Source organism: Sphingomonas sp. DC1600-2 (genome assembly GCF_049897605.1).
Classification (GTDB): Bacteria; Pseudomonadota; Alphaproteobacteria; order Sphingomonadales; family Sphingomonadaceae; genus Sphingomonas.
In genome coordinates, this window is the sequence record NZ_JAFCWO010000006.1 from 118547 (window position 1) to 143551 (window position 25005).

Below are 25005 nucleotides of genomic sequence, written 5' to 3' on the forward strand. Positions count from 1 at the left end.
CGATTGGCAAAGTTGAGCGGTGGCGGTCTTTGGCAAACGCTATCGACCGAGCAACCATCCGAAGGCGTGGGCGATGGCGTCTCGGCCACCTTGCGTTACCGGCGCGGAGTGCGCTGCCAGCACCGCCTCGGTTGGCCAAGCCATGATCCTTTGCAGCGCCTGCCGAGCAATAGTTCGATCGTAAAAGGTAACCCGGAATTTTCTGGGGACGGTCGGTTTGGGCGCAGTCAGCAAATCCAGCCTCGCTATTAGGGCGCGCCAGCCCTTGAACCATTCCGGCTCAAAGTGTTGGATCAAATCGGTAAAGATCGCGGTTCGGCTGTGACGATGGAAAAAGACGACTTCGGTCGTGATGCGATTTCCTCGAACGACCACCTGGTCGATATCCTTCGACCACGCCGCTGCGGGCGTATCCTTGAGGTCGCTGTCCCACTTCAGGTCCGGGCGCTTGGCGCGCAATTGCGGCACTGCATAGGATTTTGCGTCCGGGTAGGCCTGCTGCCAGTCGGCGATGAAGGTGTGATGCAAGGTATTCGGCGCGACGATGTGGCGCACCGGTCCGAGCAGATCGACGGCACGCTGAAGCTCGCTGGAGAAGGCCGTCGGCGACCAGAGGAAGAGTCCGCCATCGGATAAGCGGATGACAATCATGCGGGTGGGATAGTCGAAGCCCGCGACGGATACCGTCGGGCCATTGGCCGTCCATATCTCTTCACCGAAGCGTTGCAGCATCTCACCCCCCCCGAGTTCGCTAAAGACACCGCCGAGCCCCTCAAGGATGCTTGCCTCGGCATTACTGCATTCGTGCAACGGCCGGAAGGGGCGGGGAACGCGCCGTTGGAGCGCGCTGCCGGACGGTTGTGCGATGTTCACGAAAGAGAAAAGGCGCCCGGATCGCTCCGGACGCCTTTTCCTAGATCACGTCGTGGCAAAGCCACGCCGTCGGTCCTCGCTAGAGCGAGGCCGGCCGACAGCTCCTGTGGGGACTTTGGCTTCGCCTTGTCCCCACCGGCTGCCGGCACGGCAGCCTCAGTAGCTGTAGTACATATCAAACTCGACCGGGCTCGGCGTCATTTCCCAACGCGCCACGTCCTGCATCTTCAGCTCGATGTACGATTCGATCTGGTCCTTCGAGAACACGTCGCCCTTGAGCAGGAAGTCGTGATCGGCGGCCAGGCTTTCGAGCGCTTCGCGGAGCGAACCGCAGACGGTCGGCACTTCGGCCAGTTCTGCCGGCGGCAGGTCGTACAGGTTCTTGTCCATCGCCTCACCCGGGTGGATGCGGTTCTGGATGCCGTCGAGGCCGGCCATGAACAGCGCCGCGTAGCACAGATACGGGTTGGCCATCGCGTCGGGGAAGCGCACTTCGACGCGCTTTGCCTTGGGGCCGGTGCCATAGGGAATGCGGCACGAGGCCGAGCGGTTGCGCGCCGAATACGCGAGCAGCACGGGGGCTTCGTAACCCGGCACCAGGCGCTTATAGCTGTTGGTGGTCGGGTTGGTGAAGGCGTTCACCGCCTTGGCGTGCTTGATGATGCCGCCGATGAAATACAGGCAGGTGTCCGACAGGCCGGCATAGCCATTGCCCGCGAACAGCGGCTGGCCCTTGTCCCAGATCGACAGATGGGTGTGCATCCCCGAGCCGTTATCTTCCTTGATCGGCTTGGGCATGAAGGTGACGGTCTTGCCGTACGCCTGCGCGACATTGTGGCAGACATACTTGTAGATTTGCATGCGGTCGGCGGTCAGCGTCATCGTGCCGAAGGTGAGGCCGAGCTCGTGCTGGGCAGCCGCCACTTCGTGGTGATGCTTGTCGCACGGCAGGCCCATTTCGAGCATGGTCGAAACCATTTCGCCGCGAATGTCGACGGCGCTGTCGACCGGCGCGACCGGGAAGTAACCGCCCTTGGCGCGCGGACGGTGGCCGAGGTTGCCGCCTTCATACGAGGTGCCGGTGTTGGTGGGCAGCTCGATATCGTCGATCTTGTAATAGCTGGTCGAATAGCTGTTCTCGAACTGGACGTTGTCGAACATGAAGAATTCGGCTTCCGGCCCGATATACACGGTGTCGCCGATGCCGGTGGTCTTCAGATACGCCTCGGCGCGCTTGGCGGTCGAGCGCGGATCGCGCGCATAGAGTTCGCCGGTCGAGGGCTCGACGATGTCGCACACCAGGATCAGCATCGGCGTGGCCGAGAACGGATCGGTCCACACCGCGTCCAAATCGGGCTTCAGGATCATGTCGGATTCGTTGATCGCCTTCCAGCCCTCGATCGAGGAGCCGTCGAACATGAAGCCGTCGGTCAGCTCATCTTCGCCGACAACGCCGGCGACCATCGTCAAATGCTGCCATTTGCCCTTGGGATCGGTGAAGCGCAGATCGACCCACTCGATCTCCTGCTCCTTGATCATCTTCAGTACGTCGCTCGCAGTGTTTGGAGCCGAATTCGCCATGTCCCCACGCCCTTTCGTTATCGATCAATAGCCCGAGCAATTCGGGAATCACATTCCACTAGGATGATCGCGTTGTCACAAGATGTTGCGCTGCGTCAAATGGCATCCTCGTCGCGTTCGCCGGTGCGGATGCGCAGCGCGGTTTCGACCGGAATGACGAAGATCTTGCCGTCGCCGATGCGCCCGGTCTGCGCGGCCGCGGCAATGGCTTCGACGACGCGTTCCGCCAGCGAATCCTCCACCACCACTTCGAGTTTTACCTTGGGCAGGAAGTCGACCACATATTCCGCGCCGCGATACAGTTCGGTATGCCCCTTTTGACGACCGAACCCCTTGGCTTCGGTCACCGTGATGCCGCTGACGCCAACCTCGTGCAGCGCCTCCTTCACCTCATCGAGTTTGAACGGCTTGATGATCGCCTCGATCTTTTTCACGCAGCACGCACTCCCATTATGTCGGTTCACCTTACAACAACCGTGCCAGCCGCGCGAGGGGCGCAAAAGCGCGGGCGGACCCGGTCGGCACCCATGTCACGATGCTCAACAAATGGGCAGGAGGCGGGGGAATTGCCGGATTGGCAGGCACGACGATGCCGTCGCGCATGCGAGTGCGCGTGGTCGTGTCGGTTCGATTGAACCAAAAAAAGATGAAATAAAAACTTCTGCACCCGCAAGAAATTTACCGAAGGAGTGATGTTGGTTCAGCTGCTTACGCGACAAAAGCGGCTTTGGACTCAAAGAGAGAAATGATACTCTTCGGAGGTCGAGTCGGGAGTCGTGCATTATACCCTTGAAGGGCGTTCAAGGGCGTCAGTGTAAAAATTATACCGAAAATGTACGATGCGCGTAACGACTCAATCCTCGACGTGTTGTTTTATTCTCTCAAGAAGCAGGAGATAAACCATGTCTGAAGCAGTAGGTCTTTATCAAGTAAAGCTGTTGGTCCAGCTCGGCGTTGAGCCGATCGTCGGTGCTCCCACCTTGCATTTGTCGCTGCTGGTCAATGCGGTTTCTGGTCAAATCCATGGCACGGCGCACATTACGCAGTCGCTGCCGCCGCCCTACGGATCGATCGAATTTCCCGTCAGCGGCGTGCTGCATCATACCGGTTTCGGGCACGATACACGGCTCATCGCGCTGCATGGGGAATATGTCGTGTCGGTGCCGCCGCCCGCGATCGGCAGCTATCTGGCGCACTTCTCGGCGGCGCTGGCCGTCGATGCGGAATGGAACGGCGTTGGCACTTATACCTATGTTAACCACACCATTACGCACGGCACGGTAAGCAAAGTCAGCTGAACCTAGCGGCAGCGTGGGGCGGGGCCGCCTCGCCCCATGCTGCCTTTCGGATGTCTCGCTAAGACCGATCGGGGATCAAATTTCAATAAGGCGGCTTGTCGAACCCGCCGGGGCTGAGCGTGAAGATCTCGCAGCCGTCCTCGGTGATGCCGATCGAATGTTCGAACTGCGCCGACAGCGAACGGTCGCGCGTCACCGCCGTCCAGCCATCGTCGAGCACCTTCACGTCGGGGCGACCGGTGTTGATCATCGGCTCGATCGTGAAGATCATGCCGGGCTTCAGTTCGGGGCCGGTGCCGGGGCGACCGGCATGGACCACTTCGGGCGCATCATGGAACAGGCGGCCGACGCCGTGGCCGCAGAAATCGCGCACCACACCATAGCGGTGCTTTTCGGCGTGGCGCTGGATCACGTCGCCAATGTCGCCCAGATGGTTGCCCGGCTTGGCGGCTTCGATGCCGAGCATCAGGCATTCATAGGTTACCTCGACCAGCCGCTTCGCTTTGATCGGCACGTCGCCGATCAAATACATGCGGCTGCTATCGCCGTGCCAGCCGTCGAGCAACGGGGTGACGTCGACATTGACGATGTCGCCATTTTTCAACGTCTTGTCGCTGGGAATGCCGTGGCACACGACATGATTGGTCGAGATACAGCTCGAATGCGTATAGCCACGATAGCCCAGCGTTGCGGGCACGCCGCCGCGTTCGACGATGAAACGGCGGATCATCGCGTCCAGTTCGGCGGTGGCCATGCCGGGCACCATGTGCGGCACGATCATGTCGAGCGCTTCGGCGGCGAGTTTTCCGGCGGCACGCATACCTGCAAAGGCTTCGGGCCCATGAAGCTTGATGGCACCGGTACGGGCGGTGGGCGCGTCGGCGGTTACGGTTACATATTCGGTCATCCCCGCGATATAGCGAAGCCGCTTGGGCTTTGCGAGGGCCACGATGCGGGCTATGCGGGAAGCATGACGACACGCATCTGGACGGCCGCGCTGGCGGTGATCGGCGACGAGATCCTGTCGGGCCGCACGCAGGACAAGAATATCGCGCAAATCGCGACCTGGCTGAACGTGCAGGGCATCCGGCTGGCCGAGGTGCGCGTTGTGCCCGACAAGACCGCAGCGATCGTCGAGGCGGTCAACGTGCTGCGCGCGCGCAACGATTATCTGTTCACGACAGGCGGCATTGGCCCGACGCATGACGACATCACCGTCGATGCCATTGCCGAGGCGCTCGGCGTCCCGGTGGTCCACCACCCGCAAGCGGTGGCGGTGCTGGAGGCCTATTACACCACGCGCGGCGGCCTGACCGAAGCGCGCAAGCGCATGGCGCGCGTGCCCGAAGGGGCCGACCTGATCGAGAACCGCATGTCGGGCGCGCCGGGCATCCGCGTCGGCAATATTTTCATCATGGCCGGGGTACCGCACATAACGGCGGGGATGCTCGACGCGCTGACCGGCACGCTGGAGGGCGGGTTGCCGGTGCTGTCGCGCACGATCGGCTGCTGGGTTGGCGAAAGCGAAATCGCCGACCTGCTGCGCGAGGCCGAAAAAAGCCATGAGGGCGTGGCAATTGGGAGTTATCCCTTCTTTCGCGAGGGGCGCACCGGTGCCAATTTCGTGGTGCGCGCGACCGACGCCGCGCTGGCCGACCGCTGTATCGCGGACTTGACGCGCGCGTTGGAGGCGACCGGGCGGACGGTTGTGGCGGGCGGGATTTGAAGGACAGGAGCGACATGATGAAACGTATCTGTGTGGCGATGATCCTGACGGCGGCGCTGGCATCGTGCGATGGCAGCCCCAGCGGCAGCGACAAGCCCGCCGCCGCAGCGACGCATGATCCGATGGAAGCGAAGATCGACGCGTTGTCGCCCTCGTTACAGCAGACGACGATGTTCCGTGCGATCCGCGACGGCGGCTATACCTGCCAGAAGATCGTGCGGATGGAGAAGCACGCGCCGATCGACGGCAAGGCGACCTGGATCGCCGAATGCGACGACCACGGCCAATATGTCATCGCCTTGCAGCCAGGCGGCATCTTCTGGGTAAGCGGCGTACCCCAGCCCAAGAAGCGCTAGAAAAGACCATATTGCGTGAACGGATGAAGCATAGCGGCCATGCTCGGCATGGTTCCGTCTAGGGGAAAGCACGCATAGCAGAAGCTGGGGCGGCGCGGCATTGCTCCTGTCATCGCGCGCGCACCCTGCGCTGTCGGCAGGATCGTGTCGCCGGTGACACGGTGTCGGGGAAAGCCATCATGATGACGCCCGGACCCGCTGGTCTCTCGCCTGCCGAAGCCGTCGATCGTCTGGTGCGCGACGGGCCCAATGCCTTGCCCCGCGCCGGGCGGCGCTCGACCTTTCATATCGCGTTTGAGGTGGTGCAGGAGCCGATGTTCGCGTTGCTGCTGGCAGGCGGCATGGCTTACCTGTTGCTGGGCGATTTGACCGAGGCGTTGATCCTGCTGGCCTTTGCCAGTTTTTCGGTGGTCGTCACCGTCGTGCAGGAAACCCGCACTGAACGGGTGCTGGAGGCACTGCGCGATCTCTCCGCACCCAGCGCCCTGGTCGTTCGCGGGGGCGAGCGGTTGCGCATTCCGGGGCGCGAGGTGGTGTGCGGCGATCTGCTGGTGCTGGAGCAGGGGGATCGCATCGCCGCCGATGGACGCTTGCTCAGCGCGGACGATCTTCAGGCCGATGAATCATTGTTGACCGGCGAGTCTTTGGCGGTCGGCAAGGCGGTTCAAGCCGACGCTCCATCAGCCGATCACCGTCCGGGCGGCGAGGATCAGCCCTATGTCTATTCGGGCACGCTGGTCGCGCGGGGCAGCGGCATCGCCGAGGTGACCGCGACGGGCCCTCGCAGCGAAATCGGCAAGATCGGCCAGTCGCTCGCCACGCTCGATACCGAAGCGCCGCGGCTCCAGCGCGAAACCACTCGCATCGTCACCTGGTGCGCGATCGGCGGGGGCGCGGTGGCGCTGGCGGTGGTGGTGCTGTTCGGCCTGCTGCGCGGCGGCTGGATCGAGGCGATCCTCGCCGGGATCGCGATCGGCATGTCGATGCTGCCCGAGGAATTTCCGGTCGTGCTCACTATCTTCCTGGCGATGGGGGCGTGGCGGATCGGCGCGGTCGGCGTGCTGACGCGGCGCGCGGCGGCGATCGAGACGCTGGGGTCGGCAACCGTGCTGTGTACCGACAAGACCGGTACGCTGACCGAAAACCGCATGTCGGTGGTCGCTTTGTGGCTGGCCTCGGGCGAGGATGCGACGCTGGGGGAGGCACCTTGCGCCTTTGCCGATTACGGGCCGATCGTGTGCATGGCCGCGCTGGCCAGCGCGGTGGAACCGTCCGACCCGATGGAAATCGCGCTGCATCAGGCGCATGTCGAAGTCTGCGCGCCGACGGGGCCTGACTGGACGCACGTCCACGGTTATGCGCTGCGGCCCGATCTGCTCGCCATGTCCAATGTCTGGCGCACCGATGACGACCGGCTGATCGTCGCGACCAAGGGCGCACCCGAGGCGATTGCCGATTTGTGCAAGCTGGCACCCGGTGAACGCGACCGTATGACGCTGGCGGTGGATCGGATGGCCGCGCGCGGCATTCGCGTGCTCGGCGTGGCGACGGCGGTCGCCGCCAATACCGATTGGCCGGAAACGCAGGCGGGCTTTGCGTTCGAATTGGTCGGTTTGGTCGGGCTGGCCGATCCGCTGCGCCCGACGGTGAAGGCGGCTGTTGCCGAATGCCGCTCAGCGGGAATCCGCGTGGCGATGATTACGGGGGATTATGCCGCCACCGCCAAGGCGATCGCGGCGCAGGCGGGAATCGCCGATGGGGACATGCTGACCGGCGATGAACTGGCGGCGCTCGACGATGCCGCGCTTGCCGTGCGGTTGAAGACGGTAACGGTGTTCGCCCGCATCATGCCCGAACAGAAATTGCGCATCGTTCAGGCGTTCAAAGCCGATGGCGAAGTGGTGGCAATGACTGGGGACGGGGTCAACGACGCGCCCTCGCTAAAGGCGGCGCACATCGGCATCGCGATGGGCAAGCGCGGCACCGATGTCGCGCGCGAGGCGGCGGCGATCGTGCTGCTCGACGACGATTTCGGCGCAATCGTGCAGGCAGTGGCGCTCGGTCGACGGATTTACGACAATATCCGCAAGGCGATGGCGTTCATCTTCGCGGTGCATGTGCCGATCGCGGGGCTGGCGTTGCTGCCGCTGGTGTTTGGCATGCCGATTCTGTTCGGGCCAATCCATATCGCCTTGCTGGAAATGGTGATCGATCCCGTCTGCGCGCTTGTGTTCGAGGCCGAGCGCGGGGAAAGAGACATCATGCAACGCCCGCCGCGCGACCCGAACGAACCGCTCTTCTCCGTGACGATGATCGCGTGGGGCGTGTTTCAGGGCGGGTTGGCCTTTGCCATGCTGGCAACCGTGTTCCTGCTGGAAGTGCGCGGCGGTATGCCCGAAGTGGAGGTCCGCGCGCTGGTGTTCTTCGCGCTGATCGCCGAAATTTTGGCACTCATTCTCGTCAACCGCTCGTTCGGCGCGTCGATCATCGAGGCCTTTGCGCGACACAATAGCGCGCTGCGCGCCGTGCTGGCGGCGATCGTCGTCATCGCCAGTCTGATCTTCTTCCTGCCCGCCGCGCAAATCTTGCTGAAATTCGGGTCGATCGCGTGGATCGACATGGTGTTCGCAGTCGGTTTGGGGGCGGGGCTGCTGGTGCTGCTCGAACTGTGCAAGCCGGTCGTGCGCTCGATCATGCGGCGTGGCGCAATCGCGCGTCCGGCGACGGCATGATCGCACCCGACTCACGCGGCTTCTCGCTCGAACGCGGGTTCTTCCTGGCGTTCCTCATCCTCGTATCCTTGGTCTTCGCATGGCTCATCGCGCCCTTTTTCGGGGCGATCGTGTGGGCGGTGGTCGCCGCGATCGTATTCGCGCCGCTGACCGATTGGCTGACCGCCGCGCTTGGCGGCCGTCGCAGCCTTGCGACGGTGTTGACGCTGCTGGTCATCCTGCTCGCGGTGATCTTGCCTACGGTGCTGCTGGGCGGCGCGCTGCTGCAACAGGCGGCGGGGCTCTACGCCAAGATCAAGTCGGGCAAGATCGATTTCGATCTCGTGTTCTTCCAGGTCGAGGGGCGCTTGCCGAACTGGGTCCAACAGCAACTGGCGGGCTATGGCCTCACCGATTTCGCCGCGGTGCGCGCGCGGATCGCGGACGGAGCGGTCAAGAGCTTTGATTCGCTGGCGGGGCGCGCGTTCAGCCTCGGGCAGAGCGTGTTCGGGCTTTTGGCGACGCTCGGCATCATGTTGTACCTCTGCTTCTTCCTGTTGCGCGACGGGCGCGAGATCGTCGCCAAGGTCGAACATGCCATTCCGCTGCTTCCGGAATATCGCCGCGCGCTGTTCGACAAATTCGCCGCCGTCGTGCGCGCGACGATCAAGGGCAGCCTGGTCGTCGCGGTGTTGCAGGGGATGATCGGCGGGCTGATCGTGTGGGCGCTCGGCATTGGCGGCGCGCTGCTGTGGGGCGTGCTGATGGGCGCGTTCTCGCTGCTGCCGGCGATCGGTACGGGCATCGTGTGGGTGCCGATGGCGCTGTATCTGCTCGCAACCGGCGCGATCTGGCAGGGGATTGCGCTGGCGCTGTGCGGGTTTTTCATCATCAGCAGCGTCGACAATGTGGTGAAGCCGATCCTGGTTGGCCGCGACACGCAAATGCCCGATTATGTTGTGCTGATTTCGACCTTTGGCGGCCTGGAACTGTTCGGGTTTAACGGGCTGGTGGTCGGCCCGGTAATCGCGGCGATGTTCATCGCGACCTGGGAGATTTTCTCGCGAGCGCGCGACGCTCACCGGGGTATCGACGTCCGCTGATGCGCATGGCGTGATGGGCGGCTGGGCCTGATCGCAATGCCTTTCAGCACCTCCGCACAGGCCAGATAGGCGACCACCACCACAAGGATTCCGCCCGTCATTGCCAGCGGCGGCGTCTGGAAGCCCAGCCAGTGCGCCAGCGGCGTGAAGGGCAGGGTAAGCGCCACCAGTAACGCGCCGAGCGACGTCATCGTCAGGATCGGGCTCGCGCGGTTTGCCCACGGCCTGCCATTGGTGCGGATGATGAAGATCACCAGCACCTGTGTCGCCATCGATTCCAGAAACCACGCGGTACGGAATTCAGGCGGTGCGGCATGGAACAGCAGCACCAGCCCGGCAAAGGTCAGCAAGTCGAACAACGAGGAGAGCGGCCCCATGATCGCGGCGAATTTTACGAGGTCGCGCAAATTCCACACTTGTGGCTTCGCAATCGCCTCGGCGCGGACGGTGTCGAACGGAATGCCGATTTCGGACACGTCGTAGAGCAGGTTGTTGAGCAGGATCTGCGTCGGCAACATCGGCAGGAACGGCAGGAAGAACGACGCCACCGCCATCGACAGCATGTTGCCGAAGTTCGAACTGGCCCCCATGCGGATGTATTTCAGGATGTTGGCGAAGGTCCGCCGCCCTTCTTCCACGCCGTCCGCGACCACCGCGAGATCGCTGTCGAGCAGGATCATGTCGGCGGCCGCCTGCGCGACGCCGGTTGCGCCCGCGACCGACAGGCCGATATCGGCCCCTTTGAGCGCCGGGGCATCGTTGATGCCATCGCCCAGATAGCCGACCACCGCTCCGCGCGCCTGCAATGCCCGCACGATGCGGGATTTCTGGTCGGGCGCGAGCCGCCCATAGGCATCGACATGCCGCACCTGCACCGCGAGCGCGTCGTCGGACAGATGCGCGATGTCCGAGCCCGACAATACGCGGTCGGCCTTCATGCCGACCAGCGCGGCCAGCCGCTTGACCACCACCGGATCGTCGCCCGACAGGATCTTCAGTCGGATTCCCGCTGCCGCCAGGCGGGCGATGGCTGCGGCGGCGGTTGCCTTGGGCGGATCGGCAAAGGCACACAGACCCTCGAAGACGAGGCCGGTTTCATCCGCTGCCGACACGGTTTGCGCAGGGGCGGTCCAGACGCGCGACGCCACGGCGATCGTGCGCAAGCCTTCCTGCCCGGCCAATGCCGTGACTTGCGCCAGCGCGGCGGCGCGTTCCTTCGGACCCATCACGCTGCCCCCATGACTCGACGTGCACAAGGCGAGGACGGCTTCGGGCGCACCCTTGGCAATGAGGATCGTGCCATCGGGGCCAGTCGCGACCACAGATCCCAGCCGCCGCGCAAAGTCGAAGGCGTGGCGTCCGAGCAGCGTCCAGCCCGCATCCGCATCGGGCGCGGCGGCGAGCAACGCCGCGTCGAGCGCGCCGCGGTCTCCACCGAGAGCGGCGGCAATGGCGGCGAGCCGCGCCGCGCGCGGGTCCGTTGCCCCGGTGGGCGAGAGGCTGCGCGCGAGCGTGATTTCAGCCGAGGTCAACGTGCCGGTCTTGTCGGTACACAGCACCGTCATCGCGCCGAGGTCATGGATCGACGCCAGCCGCTTCACGATCACCTTGCGCCTGGCCATTCGCATCGCACCGCGCGACAACGTGACGGTGGTAATCATCGGCAGCAATTCGGGCGTCAGCCCCACCGCCAGCGCGACCGCGAACATCAGCGATTGCAGCGCCGGTCGCCCGAAGAACACACTCGTCGCCAGCACCACCACGACCAGCACGATCGTCAGCCGCGCGGTGAGCAGCCCATAACTGCGCAAGTCGCGCTGAAAGGGGGAAAGTTCGGTCGCTTCGTCCAGCGCCGCCGCCGCGCCGCCAAACACGGTCGCTGCCCCGCAATGGACGACCAACGCGATTGCCTCGCCGGTCTGGCCGACCGCGCCGCGAAACAGCGCATTCGACGCCTCGCCTGCCGTCTCACCGGTGACCGTGCCGGGGCGCTTTTCCACCGGATACGGCTCGCCGGTCAGCGCCGCCTCATTGGCGGTAAAGGCATCACTATCGAGCACCAGCCCGTCGGCCGGGATGATGTCGCCCGCGCGCACGCGCATCACGTCGCCGGGCACCACGCCCTCGACCGCAATCTGCACGAACTGGCCGTCGCGCTTGACTTCGGCCTTCAGCGCCACCGTCCGGCGCAGCGCCGCCGCCGCGCCCAGCGCCTGCCGTTCCTGCACCGCCTCCAGCCCGATCGAGATCGACAGAATGGCGACGATGATTGTCCCGCCCACGGAGTCGCCGGTGGAAATCGACACGATCGCCGCGACGAGCAGGATCAGCGATAGCGGTTCGAACAGGCGGCGGACGATTGCGGGAAACACGCCGGTCTGGCGCGCGATCGCATCGGCATTGGGCCCATAATGCGCGAGCCGCTCGTCGGCCTGCGCTGTGGTCAGCCCGTCATGGCCGCAATCAAGCTCAATCGATACTGCGTCGGCGCTGCGCGTCCAAAACGGCGCGGTGGGGGAGCCGGGGGCGGGGGCGTGCATCCTGCCACTATCCGTCGGCGGTGGGCGCGCGGTAGCTTCGGAAACTACGCACGCGCCCGGTGGTGAATCGTGCCGCTGTCAGAGTTTGCCGGCACCCGCATTGGCGATAACGGTGCCGATCAGACCGGTGGTCGGCTTGAGCACATAGCTGTAATTGGCGGCGGGCGACCAGGTGCTGGCGGTAACGGCAGCGTTGGAGGCGCGCAGCGGGGTGGTGACATCGACGGTAACGCCGTTCAACTGCGTGCCCGAATCGGCAAAGGTCGACGCGCAATCGTCGGCGGTATAGCCCGTGGTGATGCACCCGCTGGTGCGCGCGGCGCTGACCGAAATGCCCCACAGATTGCTGACGGTCCCCGCAGTTCCCGGCGTGATGATGGCGTTGTTTTCGGCAATGATCTTGCCGCTTTGCCCGACGGTCCAGGCCACCAGGAAGGGTTCGTCGGCGGTTTGATCGAGCGATACCTCATAATAATTGTTGTACACATGGACCTGGCCAAAGCGCACCCGCGGCATCCGCTGGCGCAGGCCCTGGAAGTAATTGTCGTGGAAGGTCACCTTCAGCACGCTCGGGTTTTCCGCCGTCTTGCTGGCCGTATCGGTGCCGCCGATCAGGAACGATTTGTCATGGCCGAAGAAATAGCTCTTCGAAATCGTGACGAGATTGCCGAGCTTGGTCACGTCGATCAGCCCGTCATGGTGCTGCACCTTGAAGTCGCCGCCGGTGTAATTCACCGCCCCGACCGTCTCGGTCCATACCGAGGGATAGAGGCGGTCGATCCGCGCGCCGTCGCTGAAGGTGCTGTGGTCGATCCAGACATGCGTCGCATACAGCACCGAGATCAGATCATAGGCCGAGTTCCAGCGCCCGGTGGTGGAATCGGTCGGGTCCCATTGCGGGAAGAAGTCGAAGGCATCCTCGAAGGTGATGTTGCGCACGACGACATTGTCGATCGGCGCGCTGCTGGTGCCGAGGATCAGATTGCCGTGGACGAGCTTGGCATCGCTGCCCAGGCCGATGATCGAGGTGTTCGACGGCACGAAGATCTGCACGACCTTCTTTTGCAGCGCGGCTGCACAGACGCGCGCGTTTTCGGGATTGCCGACCGGCAAGCTGGCATTGCCGTATACGCTCGGGCGATAGGCGGCGAGATAGGCGGTGGTCAGCGCGGCCTCGGCGGTGAACCCATAGGTCGTGCTCGCGCAACTGCCCTTGATGTAATCGTCGGCGGTCTGTTCGGTCAGCGCCTGGTTCATGTTGAGGCTGATCTGCCCCTTCACGTAAATCAGCTTCTTCGCCGGATCGAGCGTGCCCGTATAGCTGCCATCGGCGGCGATCGTAGCGGTGTTGCCGTACAGCGCCTGGATCAACTCGTTGCGATTGGTAACGGTATAGGTCTTGGCCGCAACCGCGCCGTCGCCCCCGGTGGTGCCGGTGCCGGTCGCTGCCCAGCCATCGGCACCGAGCGAGGAAGCAGGCGTTGGCGCTGGGGTGGCGGGGCTGGGCGTCGGCGTGCTCCCGGTCGTGCCGCCACTGACGACGGTTACCCCACCGCCGTTATTGGAATCTCCGCAGCTCGCCAGCACCAAGGCTGCTGACGTCATCAAAAACACCGCTTTCATGGTCATGATCACTCTCCCCTGTGTATCAACCTATGCTGTAGACACCGGTGTCATACGGATTTTTGCCGCATGCCGGTCTTCGTCGCACTCCTGACTTGCGGGTGATCCGGAACGTTAAGCGTGCGAAGTCTCTGCCCTCGCGTCGCTAGGCCCCTTCCTCCCGGCATCCTCCATCGATCCGTCGCGCCGGATTCTTGTTTAGGAAGGGGAGATTAGCCACGTTGATACCGGTGTCAATAAAGGGCTTGGCTGCTTGGGCTGTTTGGTGTCGAGCCTTCACGCTATGTGCTGGTAACCTCCAACGGTCGGGGGCCAAAAATAGGGAAATCCATGTCGGCAACCAAGCAGGGCGGAGCCAATTTCGTCGTTATCGCGGCGCTCTTCGCCAATCTCGGCATTGCGCTCGCCAAATTCGTGGCGGCGGCGATCACGGGATCGTCGGCGATGCTGACCGAAGGCTTCCACTCGGTCGTCGACAGTTTCAACCAGCTCCTGTTGCTGTACGGCCAGCATCGCGGACGTCGTCCGCCCGATGAGGCGCATCCGTTCGGCTATGGGCGTGAGCTGTATTTCTGGAGCTTCGTCGTCGCGATCCTGATCTTCGGCGTCGGCGCGGGCGTGTCGATCTACGAGGGCTGGGTCCACATTCTGGAGCCCGAGCCGCTGCACGATCCGCTGGTCAATTATATCGTGCTCGGCGTCTCCTTTGCGCTGGAGGGGGGATCATGGTTCGTCGCGGTGCGCGAATTCGCCGCCGCCAATCGCGGCAAGGGCTGGTGGGCGGCGGTACGCAAGTCCAAGGACCCGGCGGGCTTCATCGTGCTGTTCGAGGATTCGGCCGCAATCGCCGGCCTGATCGTCGCCGGGGTTGGCGTTTGGGCCAGTCAGGCCTGGGGCGACCCGCGGATCGACGGGGCGGCGTCCATCGTGATCGGCGTCATCCTTGGTATCGTGGCGGCGTTGCTGGCGCGCGAGGCGAAGGGCTTGCTGATCGGCGAGGGGGCCGATCCGGCGGTGGTGGCCAAGGTCCGCGCGATCGTCGCATCACGGCCCGAAATCACTGCGGTCAACCATGTCCGCACCATCCACACCGCGCCTGACAGCATCTTCGTCGCGATCAGCGCCGATTTTCGCGATCAGATCACGATGGGCGACGCGGAGACGCTGATCGAAACGATCGAGACCGAGTTGAAGGCGGCCGAGCCGATGCTGTCGTCCATCTATATCCGCCCGGAAAAGCGCGAGAATGCGGCAACGCTTCCTGCGGGGCCGCCTCGTTAGCGCTTGGGAGCAGGGACAATCTCGACGACGTCAAGCAGCGATTCGAAGCGGGGATAAGGGAGCACCAGCCGCCAGCGCTTGTCGCCAATCCGTTCGATATAGCCTGCCATGTCGCGATTGCTGTCCTGCCCGTAACTGAGCGGTTTGGTCTCGTCGCCGAGAACCATCGTTCCCAAGAAGACGGCCCGCGCTTGAGACTCGGGGAACAGCAGCCCGACGGGACGCTGCGCCCCGGAAACCTTGTACAGGCTCGACACCTCACCCTCATCGTCGACCTTGCAATCGACCGGAGGATAGGTGGTCACGTCGTGCATGGCGGTTCCGTTCGCGCCCAACTTGATGACGCGACACAGATAGCTGCCGGGAGGCGGCATTGCCCCGCTCAGCGCGCGGTCCGGGTCGAAGAGTAGCGAATCCGAGGCGACAACCGTCGCCTTTGCGCTGCCTTGTGCCTTGGCCAGGGCATCGACCCACGCCTGTCGCCAGTTGCGCAAGCGCGTCCGGTCTTCTGCAGTCGCCACGCGTCGCCAGTCGATTTCGGTACTTGGCGCGGCGCGCAACGATCGCGGCTCGGCGATGCGCACCTCGATCGTCTTGCTTGCCTTGCCGCCGCACCCAGCGAGCAGTGCAGCGGGCAAAGCGCACAAGATCGACCCCAGGATTCGGGCTAAAACCTTCAAAGCGACCGATCCCCTATTGCGATAGCCCGACACCTAACCACGCCAGCAAAGGGTTGCCAAGGGTAGGGCTACCCGATCAGGCTGCGGTCCAGCCGCCATCGACCGAAAGGTTTGCGCCAGTGATCGATTTCGCCTCGTCGCGGCACAGGAATAGGGCGAGTGCGGCCACCTGGTCGACCGTCACGAATTCCTTGGTCGGCTGCGCTTCGAGCAGCACATCGTTGATGACCTGCTCACGCGTGAGCCCGCGCGAGGCCATCGTGTCGGGGATCTGGTTTTCCACCAAAGGCGTCCAAACATAGCCTGGCGAAATGCAATTGACGGTGATGCCGTCGGTCGCGGTTTCCAGCGCGATCGTCTTGGTCAAGCCGGCCAGGCCGTGCTTGGCCATGACATAGGCCGATTTGTTGGGGCTGGCGACCAGCGAGTGCGCCGACGCCGTGGAAATGATCCGGCCCCATTTCTTGGCCTTCATGAACGGCACTGCCGCCTGCATCATGTACCAGGCCGAATTGAGGTTGATCTTGATGATCGCTTCGAACTTGTCGGCCGGGAAATCCTCGATCTTGGCGACATGCTGGATGCCGGCATTGTTGACGATGATGTCGGGGCCGCCCAATTCCTCATGGCAGCGCTTGACCATCGCTGCGATTTCCTCGGGCTTGGTCATGTCGGCGGCATCGTACAGCGCCTTGGTACCGCTTGCCGCTTCGAGCTTCGCGCGCTCGGTCTCGATCGCGGCGGCATCGCCGAATCCGTTGATGACGACACTCGCGCCTTCGGCGGCAAACACCTTGGCATATTCCAGCCCGATGCCAGAGGTCGATCCGGTGATGATGGCAGTCTTGCCCTTGAGGAACATGGCGGAGTCTCCGTTGCGAATCAAAGGGTTGGTAAAGGGGGGTGTTTCACGGTCAAGTCGAACGCGGCGCTTCGGCCCGTTTCGATATTCTCGGCGACCAACTCGGCATTGGCCATCGTTTCGGCCACCGCCGCCTGGCCCGCTTCCCAATGCTCGCGCATCGTGCGGGCGGAAAATTCGAAATCACGGCTGCCGCCCTCCCAGGCATTGGCGCGGTAAATCAGGTGAACGAGGTTGACGGGATCTTCGTTCGATTGCGCCCTGAGCGCGACAACGTCAGGGTCGTCGCGCAGTTCCGGCGGCAGTTTGGCGAGCACCCGCCGCGCCAGCTCGCGGTCCTTGCGGATGCGCATCACCTGGTCGGACACTTGCCGCGTGCGGCTGGAAAACCGGATTTCCTTCTCGCGCGCCATTACGTCCATGATCGTGCGGGGGCGCTCCGTCGCCGCCGCAAACAGGTCGATCTGGAAGGCGAGCAGCGGGCCTTGCTGATGGTCGAGCACGTGTGTCAGCGGGGTGTTGGACACCAGCCCGCCGTCCCACCACAGTCGCCCGTCAATCTCGATCGGCGGCAGTCCCGGCGGCAACGCGCCCGATGCCATGATGTGGCGGGCGTCGATCCTGGTTTGCGTCGTATCGAAATAGTTGAAATTGCCGCTTTCGACATCGACCGCGCCGACCGACAACCGCACCGGACCGTTATTTAGCAGATCCCAGTCGATCAGGTCGTTCAGCGTCTCTTTCAGCGGGGCGCTGTCGTAGAAGCTGACCGCCTCCGGCGTGCCCGGCACCGCCAGCATGGGCGAAAGGAAGCGGGGGGTGAAGAACCCCGGCACACCCGCCGCCAGCACGAATCCGGCCGACCATTCGTGGATGAATTCGCGGATATGGTCATTGGGGAAGATCGGGAAGCTCGGCAGTGCCGAAGTCATCAGGTCCCAAAAGGTATTCAGCCGCTGCACGCGCCGCTCGGGCGGGTTGCCCGCCACGATCGCCGCATTGATCGCCCCGATCGAAATACCGGCGACCCAGTCGATCTCGATCTCGCTTGCGGCGAGCCCTTCGATTACGCCCGCCTGATAACTGCCGAGCGCGCCGCCGCCCTGCAATACCAACGCCACGCAATCGGGTAGAGGAAGCGCCTTGGCGCGGCGTTTGGGCGTGATCGTCTCGGAATCGGCCATGCGCCGGACATGCGCGCGTTGTGATGCGGGATCAACGACAGTTTGATGAAATGGACGTCATCCAGGCGCGCCATAGCCGTTGCAACCAGCGTCGTCCCCGCGCATTCATGCGGCAACGGTAACGACCTCGGGATCCCTTGCGATGCGCCTCGACGATTTCGACCCCAATATCAATGTCGAGGATCAGCGCGGGCAGGGCGGTGGTGGTTTTGGCGGTTTTGGCGGTGGCGGTGGCGGCGGGTTGATTTTTGGCCTGCTGCCGCTGGTGTTCAGCCGATTCGGGTGCGGCGGCGTTGCTGTATTGCTGGCGGTGCTGTTCTTCTTCGGCGGTGGGCTGGGGATGCTCGGCGGCGGTGGCGGCGGCGGGCAACTGTCCGCTCCGAGCGCGCAAGTCGGCCAACAGCAGGCGGGCACGGACACGGCGTCGAGCTGCCGCCTAAACGCGCAGAGCCTCGCCGCCTGCAATGCCTTCAGTTCGGCGGACAAGACTTGGGCAAAGCTGCTGGGCTCACGCTTCGAGCCGCCCAAGCTGGTATTTTATGCGCGCGACGGTCGCTCGGGATGCGGCGCGGCGCAAAGCGCGATGGGGCCGTTTTATTGCCCGCGCGACCAGGGCATCTATCTCGACACCAGCTTCTTCGACGAACTTGCCAACCGCTTCGGGGCCAAGGGCGATTTCGCGCAGGATTACGTGATCGCGCATGAATTCGGTCATCATATCCAGAATTTGCTTGGTACGTCGGACAAGGTCGCGGCGATCCAGCAGCGCGGCAGCGAAGTTCAGGGCAATCAGGCCTCGGTCAAACTGGAGTTGCAGGCGGATTGCTATGCCGGGGTGTGGGCCGCGCAGAACAAGGATCGGCTCGATCCAGGCGATCTCGAGGAAGGTCTTACCGCCGCACACGCGATCGGCGACGATACGTTGCAGCAGGAATCGCAAGGGCGTGTGGTGCCCGACAGCTTTACCCATGGCACCTCGGCGCAGCGCATGGCGTGGCTGCGCAAGGGGATGGAAACGGGCGACCCCAACCAGTGCGACACCTTCTCGGGCGCACTCTAAAGCCAGCCAAGGCCCTCTCCCGCGCCTGCGGGAGAGGGCGTCAGCTCACAGCTTGACCAGCATCTTGCCGGTGTTGCCGCCGGTGAACAGGCCGAAAAAGGCATCGGGCATCGCGTCGAGGCCCTCGAACACGGTCTCCTCGTTCTGCAACTTGCCCTCGGCGAGCCAGCCGCCCATCACGCGGTAGAATTCGGCCGCCTTGCCCATATGGTCGCTGACCAGCAGCCCGGTCATCCGCATCCGCATCCCGATCAGCCGCGCGAGATAGCGCAGCTCGGTGGGTTTGGACGAATTGTAGATGTCGATCATTCCGCAAATCGCAAAGCGCGCGTGCAGATTGCCGGTCGCCAGCGCGGCATCGAGATGCTCCCCGCCGACATTGTCGAAATAGATGTCGATGCCGTCCTTGCCGAGCCCCTGCAGTGCCGCCAACAGCTTCTTCAGCAACGGGCCGTCGCTTTTATAATCGATCACCGCATCGGCACCGAGCCCCTTTACCAGCGCGCATTTGTCGGCACCGCCGGCCGAGCCGATCACCGTCATCCCGCTCGCCTTGGCGACTTGCACCACGGTCGAACCGACCGCACCTGCCGCCGCCGAGACGAACACCACGTCGCCCGGCTTGGCCTCGGCGACATGCAGCAGGCCGAAATAGCCGGTCATCCCCGGCATCCCCAGCAAACCCAGAAATTGTTGTGGCGGTACGCCGAGTGCAGGCAGTTTCTGGACCTGTGCCGCAGGCAGCACCGCCTCATCGCGCCACCCCAGAAAATGCTGCACCACATCGCCGACAGCAAACCCCTCGGCGCGGCTCTCGATCACTTCGCCGATCGCGCCGCCTTGCATCGGCTCGCCGAGCGCAAAGGGCGGAACGTAGGATTTCACGTCGTTCATGCGCCCGCGCATATAAGGATCGACCGACAGCCAGCGATTGGCAATGCGCACGTCGCCTTCGTTCAAAGCGGTCGCGGGCAGATCGATCAGTTCGAAATCGCTCGCCACGGGCATGCCGTTGGGGCGGGATTTCAGGCTCCAGGCGCGGGACATCAGCATTCCTCCATTGTGTTTTCGAAGGTGGGGTATGCCGTGCCAGGCGCTTTGGCAACGAAAAAGGGTACGGGTGCGATCGCTGTAGGTTGCATCGCCAAGAAAGCCCCGTTAAGGCGGCATTCCCGCCTGAAAAGAGGGCCGGGGCGTGGTGCGGGGCTGTAGCTCAGATGGGAGAGCGCTGCAATCGCACTGCAGAGGTCAGGGGTTCGATTCCCCTCAGCTCCACCACGCCATCCCTTTGATTTCTCTGCCTTATGAGCAGCTCGCGGCGGCCACCGTCGCGGTGCGGCCTTGCCGCAAGTCCGCCCCGCTACGCACCACCGGCTCCGGTCCGCTGCCAAGCCCGCGCCACAAAGCGGTGTTGAACGCGGCGGTATCGAGCCGGTCCTCCTGCGCGAAATTCTGGCCCCGCATCGCGTCCGCCCAATATTGCGCGGTGTGCGTGGGGCAGGCGCGCGTGGCGACGGCATAACGGTCGTCGGGGATCGGCAAGGCCGTGGTCTTCAATACCGAAGCCGCCGTCGCACGGTAGCTCCACGGCGTTGCGGCCATGTCGAACACATCCGCCATCGGCAGCGCCAGCGCATCGTTCAGGCCAAGCGGCTTCAGCCCCAGCAGCGCCTCGATCGTCCGCAACAGGCTGACGGTGGTGTAACGGGTCGATACCAGCGCCTGCTGCGTCACATGCGCTCCAACGACAAAGGCGATGCTGCGCCGTGCATCGACATGGTCGGCCCCGTTTTGGGCATCGTCCTCGATGATGAATACTACCGTCGAATCGGCGACCTTGCTGGCGGCGATCCGCTCGATCACGCGGCCGATGGCATAATCATTGTCGGCCATCTCGGTCTCGACCGTGTTCACCCCGTCGATCGCGTCCTTGAAGTCGCCGAAATGGTCATGGCTCAGGCGCAACAGCGTGAGGGCGGGCACCGTGCCCGCCGTGTCGGCGGCGTCAAATTCACGCTGCCATTCGAGCATCCGCCAGTAATCGGGCATTTTCTGGTCGAAGCCGCGGAAATACGGGTCGCTGCGGCTGGCGAGCAGGCGGTCGCCGGGGGTGTAGATGCGCGTGCCGGTCTTGGCGGGTTCGCGCTCCAGCGGCTTCGCGCCGGGCTCGCCCGCGTCATAGATCGACGCATCCGAGAAACCGTAATTGCGCACGCTCAGCCCGGCGCGGATTGCTGCGCTCCACAGGAAGCCCTGGCCGGCGCTGGCATCATCATCGCCATCGGGCGCAGTCAGCAAGGCGGGGCCGGGCAGCACATCGGGGTCGGTCGGGGCCTTGGGGTTGACCGCGCGGCGCTCGGCTGGCGTCAGCGCGGTGTAGATCGAGCGGTCGGCTTCCTCGGCTTCATAGGCCAGGCCGCGCTGCGCATAGTTCACCGGCGCGTTCTTTTCGAGCAGATCGGGCACGCGCGCTGCCGTGGTCCAGGTCCAGCCGGTGCTCGATTGCTCGCCACTGTCGTAGAAATTGTCGAGCGTGACGAACTGGCGCGCAAGCTGATGATGGTTGGGCGACAACGCCTGCCCCAGGATCGCCAATGTGGGGTCGCCATTGCCCTTTTCGAGATCGCCCAGCACCTGATCGTAGGTGCGGTTTTCCTTCACGATGAACACGACATGTTTGATGTGCGCGCGCAGTGCCGCGAGTTTCGCTTCGGCGGCGGCGCGCGCCGGGGCCGCGTCGAGGCCGATGTTGCGCGCGACTTGCAGCGTCGTCGCGACCAGCGCCTTGGGGGCGGGCAGCGGGAAATCGAGCAGCCCGGCCTTTTCGAGCTGGAAGATATATTGGTTGGCGGCCCCGCACGCGGTTGGCTGCGCTTTTTGCACCGCCAGCTTGGGCGCGCAGCCGAGCGGGTTGGGGCCGGGCGGGCTCTTGCGGTTGACGACGAAGACGTGGTTGCCCTGCGCGCTGACCGCGACGGCGCTGGGATACCAGCCGGTCGGGATCAGCCCCTGGACTTGCATCCCCTGATCGACCGGTGCCACCACCGCCAGCGCGTTGATCCCGCCAAAGGTCACTAGCAACCGCCCGTCGGCGAGGCGCGCCAGGCCATTGGGGTTGACGCCCTTGCCCGGGGTGGGCCCCAGCGCGTCTGGCAGGCCGAGCCGGGGTTCCATCACCAGCCGGTCATGCGCGGTGTCGATCACCGCGAGCCGGTCGGCATTGTCCTCGGTCGCATACAGCCGCCGGGCTTTGCCATCGAGCAACAGCGCCGTCGGCGGCCCCAGCGTCGCGATGCGCGTGGCAACCTTGATCGCGCCGTCCGTCACCTCCAGCGCGACGATCTGCCGGTCGCGCGGGGCCGAAACATAGGCATGGGTCGCATCGCGCCACAAGATCGCGAACGGGTTCTCGCCGCCCGCCACACCGGCTTGCGCGGCGTCGATCTTGCCGGGGCGCAGATCCTGTTCGACCAGCACAGTGCCGCGCTTCAGGTCGATCAGGCTGACCGAGTCATTGTAGTAATTGGCGACCAGCGCGCGCGTGCCATCGGGGCTGATCGCGATGCCCGCCGCCTGCGGCAACACATCGGCCCCGTTGCCGGTCTTGTTATGGCCGAGCGCGATCGGTTTGCCGACGCTGGCGAAAGTGCCACTGGCACCCTTTTCGAAGACATGGACAACATCATCCACCCCGCCGCCCACCACAATGCGCGTGCCATCGGGCGACCAGGCGACGCCCGAATAGCTGTTGGGCATGGTCAGCGTCTGCAGCCAGGTCGGGCCCTTGGCGTCGATGCGGTAGCGGAACAGATATTGGCCGGACTGGGCCAGGACGAGCTTGCCGTCGGGGCCATTATAGCGGTTGAAACCACTGGTCAGCACCAGCATCTCGCGGCCATTGGGGCTGACTGCAATCGCCGCTGCGCCATCGGCGATGTACGCGGGGTTGGGGCCGGTTCGTGCCACCAGCGGCGCGAAGCGCGCACCGGGCGCTGCGAGCGGGGTAAGCGCTTGCCCGGTCGGCAGCGCCGTTCCCCGATCCTGCGCCGTGGCACTCCCTGCGCCCCACAGGGCAAGGGCGGACGAGGCGAGGATCAGGGCGCGGCGCATTACTGGGTCTCCTAGTGAGCGTGGCCTAGCGACATGATGCTACGGTAAAAAGACGCGGTGCCGTTCACTCCACCACCGGCAGCCACACTGCACTCGCGGCACCCGGCGCGTGGACGATCGTCTGCGTCGCCGCATGATAGTCGCCCGGCTTGGCGTTGAAGATGTTGGGCACGAAGGTCTGCGGGTTGCGGTCGTAGAGCGGGAACAGGGTGGATTGCACCTGCACCATGATGCGGTGGCCGGGCAGGAACACATGATTCACATTAGGCAGGCCGAATTTGTAATTCTCAACCTTGCCCGGCTTCAGCGCGGCGGGGGTGGCGCGACCATGCACATAGCGCCCACGATAGATTTCGATGCCGATCGGCAATTGATACCCCGCCAGCGCCGGATGGGCGCTGTTCTCATCCGGGTAGACGTCGATCAGCTTGACCACGAAATCGCTGTCGGTGCCGCTGGTGGCGGCAAACAGATCGACTTGCGGCGCGCCCGCAATATGCACCGGCTTGTCGAGCACGCCGGTCTGATAGCTCAGCACGTCGGGACGGCTGGAGACGAAGCGCTGGTCGGCGACCAGCCACGTCGTCCACACCGAACGATCCTTCATATGCACCGGCTGGGTGACGAACGGCACGGGCTTGGCCGGATCGGAGATGTAGCGTTCCTGGCCAGCCGTGGCCGGGGCGGTGAAGCTGAGGCTGTTATCCGCCTGGAGATAGAGCGGCGTCGCCTTGCCCGCAGGCCAGTGCGTGAAGGACTGCCATTGGTTGATCCCGCTGGCATAGGTGATCGCCGCCGGGGTCGGCGCGGTGTCGGCGGGGGTGTCCTTCAGATAGCGGTCGAGAAAGGGCTTCATCGTGTTGCGGCGGAATTGCAGCCCGGTATCGCCCTCGAACTGCAATGCGCCAAGACTGGTGCCATCATAATTGACGCCGCTATGCCGCCACGGCCCGATCACCAGCGAAATCGGCGCATTCGGGTCCTTGTCCTTCAGCGCCTTGAATACTGCAGGCGCGCCATAGCTGTCTTCCTGGTCCCATTCGCCGACCACGACCATCGTCGGTACGGTCAGCTTGCGCTTGGCGAGCAGTTTATCGACCGCCTGTTCCTGCCAGAATTGGTCGTAAGCGGGATGTTCCATCAGCTTGCGGATCGCCGGGAAGATGTCGATGCCATAAGCGCGGGCAAAATCGCCCGACGACCCCGCCTTCAGATAGGCGTCGTAATCGTCGCCGGTGCCATCGGCAATCGCGCCGCCCTTCTTGGCGGTCTGGCCGACGATGTAGTCGAAGTTGGTTTGGCGGAACGCGCCATTGTGGAACCAGTCATCGCCGACCCAGCCATCGACCATCGGGCTTTGCGGCACCGCCGCCTTCAGCGCGGGATGCGGATCGATCAGCGCCATCAGCGAGGTGAAACCGAGATAGGAAGAGCCGGTAATGCCGACCTTGCCGTTCGTCTCGGGCACGTTCTTCACCAGCCAGTCGATCGTGTCATAGGCATCGGTGGCATGGTCGACCGCAGTCGGGTTGAGCGGCCCGCGCAAGGGGCGCGTCGTGACATAGTCGCCTTCGGATTTGCCCAGCCCGCGCACGTCCTGATAGACGCGGATATAGCCGTCATTGACGAATTCGGCATCGGCGATCGGCAGGATTTCCTCGATCTTCTGGCTGGGGTTGCGCCAGGTCGCCTTGCCGGCGTCATAGGGCGTGCGGCTGAGCAGGATCGGGCCGCCGTGCGTGCCCTTGCGCATCACAATGACGGTGAACAGCTTGGTCCCGTCGCGCATCGGCACCATCACTTCGCGGCGGATGTAATCGGCTTGCGGGCGAACCTGTTGATACACCGCGACGGTGTCGGGTGTCATCGGCGCGGTTTGCGCCGACAGCAAAGCGGGCGTGGCGAGCAGGGCAAGCGTGAGCGGAAGAATGCGCAATGGGGCCTCGCGAAATGACAGACGATGGCACGGTATAATCACGCGCCACGAAACCGGGGAAGCGATTTCGCGGGAAGAGGG

General features: G+C 64.1%; 19 protein-coding genes and 1 tRNA gene. 8 read left to right on the forward strand and 12 right to left on the reverse strand.

Translation table 11 applies throughout. The features are described from left to right. Window positions 1–39: 39 nt before the first annotated feature. The 3 genes from ACP7BL_RS12885 to ACP7BL_RS12895 form a co-directional block, all read right to left on the reverse strand. The gene (locus ACP7BL_RS12885; RefSeq protein WP_426258517.1) at window positions 40–732 is read right to left on the reverse strand and encodes a DUF4336 domain-containing protein; all 693 of its coding nucleotides are present in this window, start codon (window positions 730–732) and stop codon (window positions 40–42) included. Between the two features lie 297 nt (window positions 733–1029). Then, window positions 1030–2454 (reverse strand): type I glutamate--ammonia ligase, encoded by a 1425-nt coding sequence (gene glnA, locus ACP7BL_RS12890; protein ID WP_033965426.1) that lies wholly within the window; start codon window positions 2452–2454, stop codon window positions 1030–1032. Window positions 2455–2549: 95 nt separating this feature from the next. After that, window positions 2550–2888, reverse strand: coding sequence for a P-II family nitrogen regulator (locus tag ACP7BL_RS12895; protein ID WP_033965448.1), 339 nt, complete (start codon window positions 2886–2888; stop codon window positions 2550–2552). Between the two features lie 468 nt (window positions 2889–3356). On the opposite strand from ACP7BL_RS12895, the gene ACP7BL_RS12900 reads away from it, so the two are divergent. Then, window positions 3357–3752: a DUF1842 domain-containing protein gene (locus ACP7BL_RS12900; RefSeq protein ID WP_426258518.1), complete on the forward strand. Its 396-nt coding sequence runs from the start codon at window positions 3357–3359 to the stop codon at window positions 3750–3752. Between the two features lie 82 nt (window positions 3753–3834). On the opposite strand, the gene map is transcribed toward ACP7BL_RS12900, so the two are convergent. Further along, the gene (gene map, locus ACP7BL_RS12905) at window positions 3835–4659 is read right to left on the reverse strand and encodes a type I methionyl aminopeptidase (RefSeq protein ID WP_126845403.1); all 825 of its coding nucleotides are present in this window, start codon (window positions 4657–4659) and stop codon (window positions 3835–3837) included. Between the two features lie 63 nt (window positions 4660–4722). Here map and ACP7BL_RS12910 point away from each other — a divergent pair, with 63 nt between their 5' ends. The 4 genes from ACP7BL_RS12910 to ACP7BL_RS12925 all read left to right on the forward strand — a co-directional run bounded on the left by ACP7BL_RS12910 (window position 4723) and on the right by ACP7BL_RS12925 (window position 9648). Next, window positions 4723–5478, forward strand: a complete 756-nt coding sequence (locus ACP7BL_RS12910; RefSeq protein ID WP_426258519.1) for a competence/damage-inducible protein A — start codon at window positions 4723–4725, stop codon at window positions 5476–5478. A gap of 17 nt (window positions 5479–5495) precedes the next feature. Continuing rightward, window positions 5496–5834: a hypothetical protein gene (locus tag ACP7BL_RS12915; protein ID WP_231565162.1), complete on the forward strand. Its 339-nt coding sequence runs from the start codon at window positions 5496–5498 to the stop codon at window positions 5832–5834. Window positions 5835–6013: 179 nt separating this feature from the next. Continuing rightward, window positions 6014–8566, forward strand: a complete 2553-nt coding sequence (locus tag ACP7BL_RS12920) for a cation-translocating P-type ATPase (protein WP_426258520.1) — start codon at window positions 6014–6016, stop codon at window positions 8564–8566. Then, window positions 8563–9648 (forward strand): AI-2E family transporter, encoded by a 1086-nt coding sequence (locus tag ACP7BL_RS12925; RefSeq protein WP_426258521.1) that lies wholly within the window; start codon window positions 8563–8565, stop codon window positions 9646–9648. Before ACP7BL_RS12920 ends, ACP7BL_RS12925 begins: the two co-directional genes overlap by 4 nt. On the opposite strand, the gene mgtA is transcribed toward ACP7BL_RS12925, so the two are convergent. Both mgtA and ACP7BL_RS12935 read right to left on the reverse strand, forming a co-directional pair. Further along, on the reverse strand, window positions 9624–12188 hold the full coding sequence (gene mgtA / locus ACP7BL_RS12930) for a magnesium-translocating P-type ATPase (protein WP_426258522.1): 2565 nt from the start codon (window positions 12186–12188) through the stop codon (window positions 9624–9626). The two genes, ACP7BL_RS12925 and mgtA, sit on opposite strands and share 25 nt — an antisense overlap. 78 nt (window positions 12189–12266) lie before the next feature. Then, on the reverse strand, window positions 12267–13817 hold the full coding sequence (locus tag ACP7BL_RS12935; RefSeq protein ID WP_426258523.1) for a polysaccharide lyase family 1 protein: 1551 nt from the start codon (window positions 13815–13817) through the stop codon (window positions 12267–12269). 324 nt (window positions 13818–14141) lie between these two features. Between ACP7BL_RS12935 and ACP7BL_RS12940 the strand changes: the two genes are divergently transcribed. Further along, the gene (locus tag ACP7BL_RS12940) at window positions 14142–15092 is read left to right on the forward strand and encodes a cation diffusion facilitator family transporter (RefSeq protein WP_426258524.1); all 951 of its coding nucleotides are present in this window, start codon (window positions 14142–14144) and stop codon (window positions 15090–15092) included. On the opposite strand, the gene ACP7BL_RS12945 is transcribed toward ACP7BL_RS12940, so the two are convergent. From ACP7BL_RS12945 to ACP7BL_RS12955, 3 genes are all read right to left on the reverse strand, one after another. Continuing rightward, window positions 15089–15772 carry a DUF4893 domain-containing protein gene (locus ACP7BL_RS12945; RefSeq protein ID WP_126845270.1) on the reverse strand — a complete coding sequence of 228 codons (684 nt, stop codon included), beginning with the start codon at window positions 15770–15772 and terminating at the stop codon, window positions 15089–15091. The two genes, ACP7BL_RS12940 and ACP7BL_RS12945, sit on opposite strands and share 4 nt — an antisense overlap. Before the next feature lie 76 nt (window positions 15773–15848). Further along, window positions 15849–16634, reverse strand: a complete 786-nt coding sequence (locus ACP7BL_RS12950; RefSeq protein ID WP_426258525.1) for a 3-hydroxybutyrate dehydrogenase — start codon at window positions 16632–16634, stop codon at window positions 15849–15851. Window positions 16635–16654: 20 nt separating this feature from the next. Beyond that, window positions 16655–17818 carry a patatin-like phospholipase family protein gene (locus ACP7BL_RS12955; RefSeq protein WP_033967362.1) on the reverse strand — a complete coding sequence of 388 codons (1164 nt, stop codon included), beginning with the start codon at window positions 17816–17818 and terminating at the stop codon, window positions 16655–16657. 142 nt (window positions 17819–17960) lie between these two features. Between ACP7BL_RS12955 and ypfJ the strand changes: the two genes are divergently transcribed. Beyond that, window positions 17961–18878: a KPN_02809 family neutral zinc metallopeptidase gene (gene ypfJ, locus ACP7BL_RS12960; protein ID WP_137902632.1), complete on the forward strand. Its 918-nt coding sequence runs from the start codon at window positions 17961–17963 to the stop codon at window positions 18876–18878. A gap of 45 nt (window positions 18879–18923) precedes the next feature. On the opposite strand, the gene ACP7BL_RS12965 is transcribed toward ypfJ, so the two are convergent. Further along, the gene (locus ACP7BL_RS12965) at window positions 18924–19925 is read right to left on the reverse strand and encodes an NADP-dependent oxidoreductase (protein ID WP_426258526.1); all 1002 of its coding nucleotides are present in this window, start codon (window positions 19923–19925) and stop codon (window positions 18924–18926) included. Window positions 19926–20080: 155 nt separating this feature from the next. On the opposite strand from ACP7BL_RS12965, the gene ACP7BL_RS12970 reads away from it, so the two are divergent. Continuing rightward, window positions 20081–20156 (forward strand) — tRNA-Ala (locus tag ACP7BL_RS12970). 24 nt (window positions 20157–20180) lie between these two features. On the opposite strand, the gene ACP7BL_RS12975 is transcribed toward ACP7BL_RS12970, so the two are convergent. Together ACP7BL_RS12975 and ACP7BL_RS12980 are read right to left on the reverse strand one after the other, a co-directional pair. Further along, on the reverse strand, window positions 20181–22988 hold the full coding sequence (locus ACP7BL_RS12975) for a bifunctional YncE family protein/alkaline phosphatase family protein (RefSeq protein ID WP_426258527.1): 2808 nt from the start codon (window positions 22986–22988) through the stop codon (window positions 20181–20183). 64 nt (window positions 22989–23052) lie between these two features. After that, on the reverse strand, window positions 23053–24855 hold the full coding sequence (locus ACP7BL_RS12980) for a CocE/NonD family hydrolase (RefSeq protein ID WP_426258544.1): 1803 nt from the start codon (window positions 24853–24855) through the stop codon (window positions 23053–23055). Between the last annotated feature and the right edge of the window lie 150 nt (window positions 24856–25005).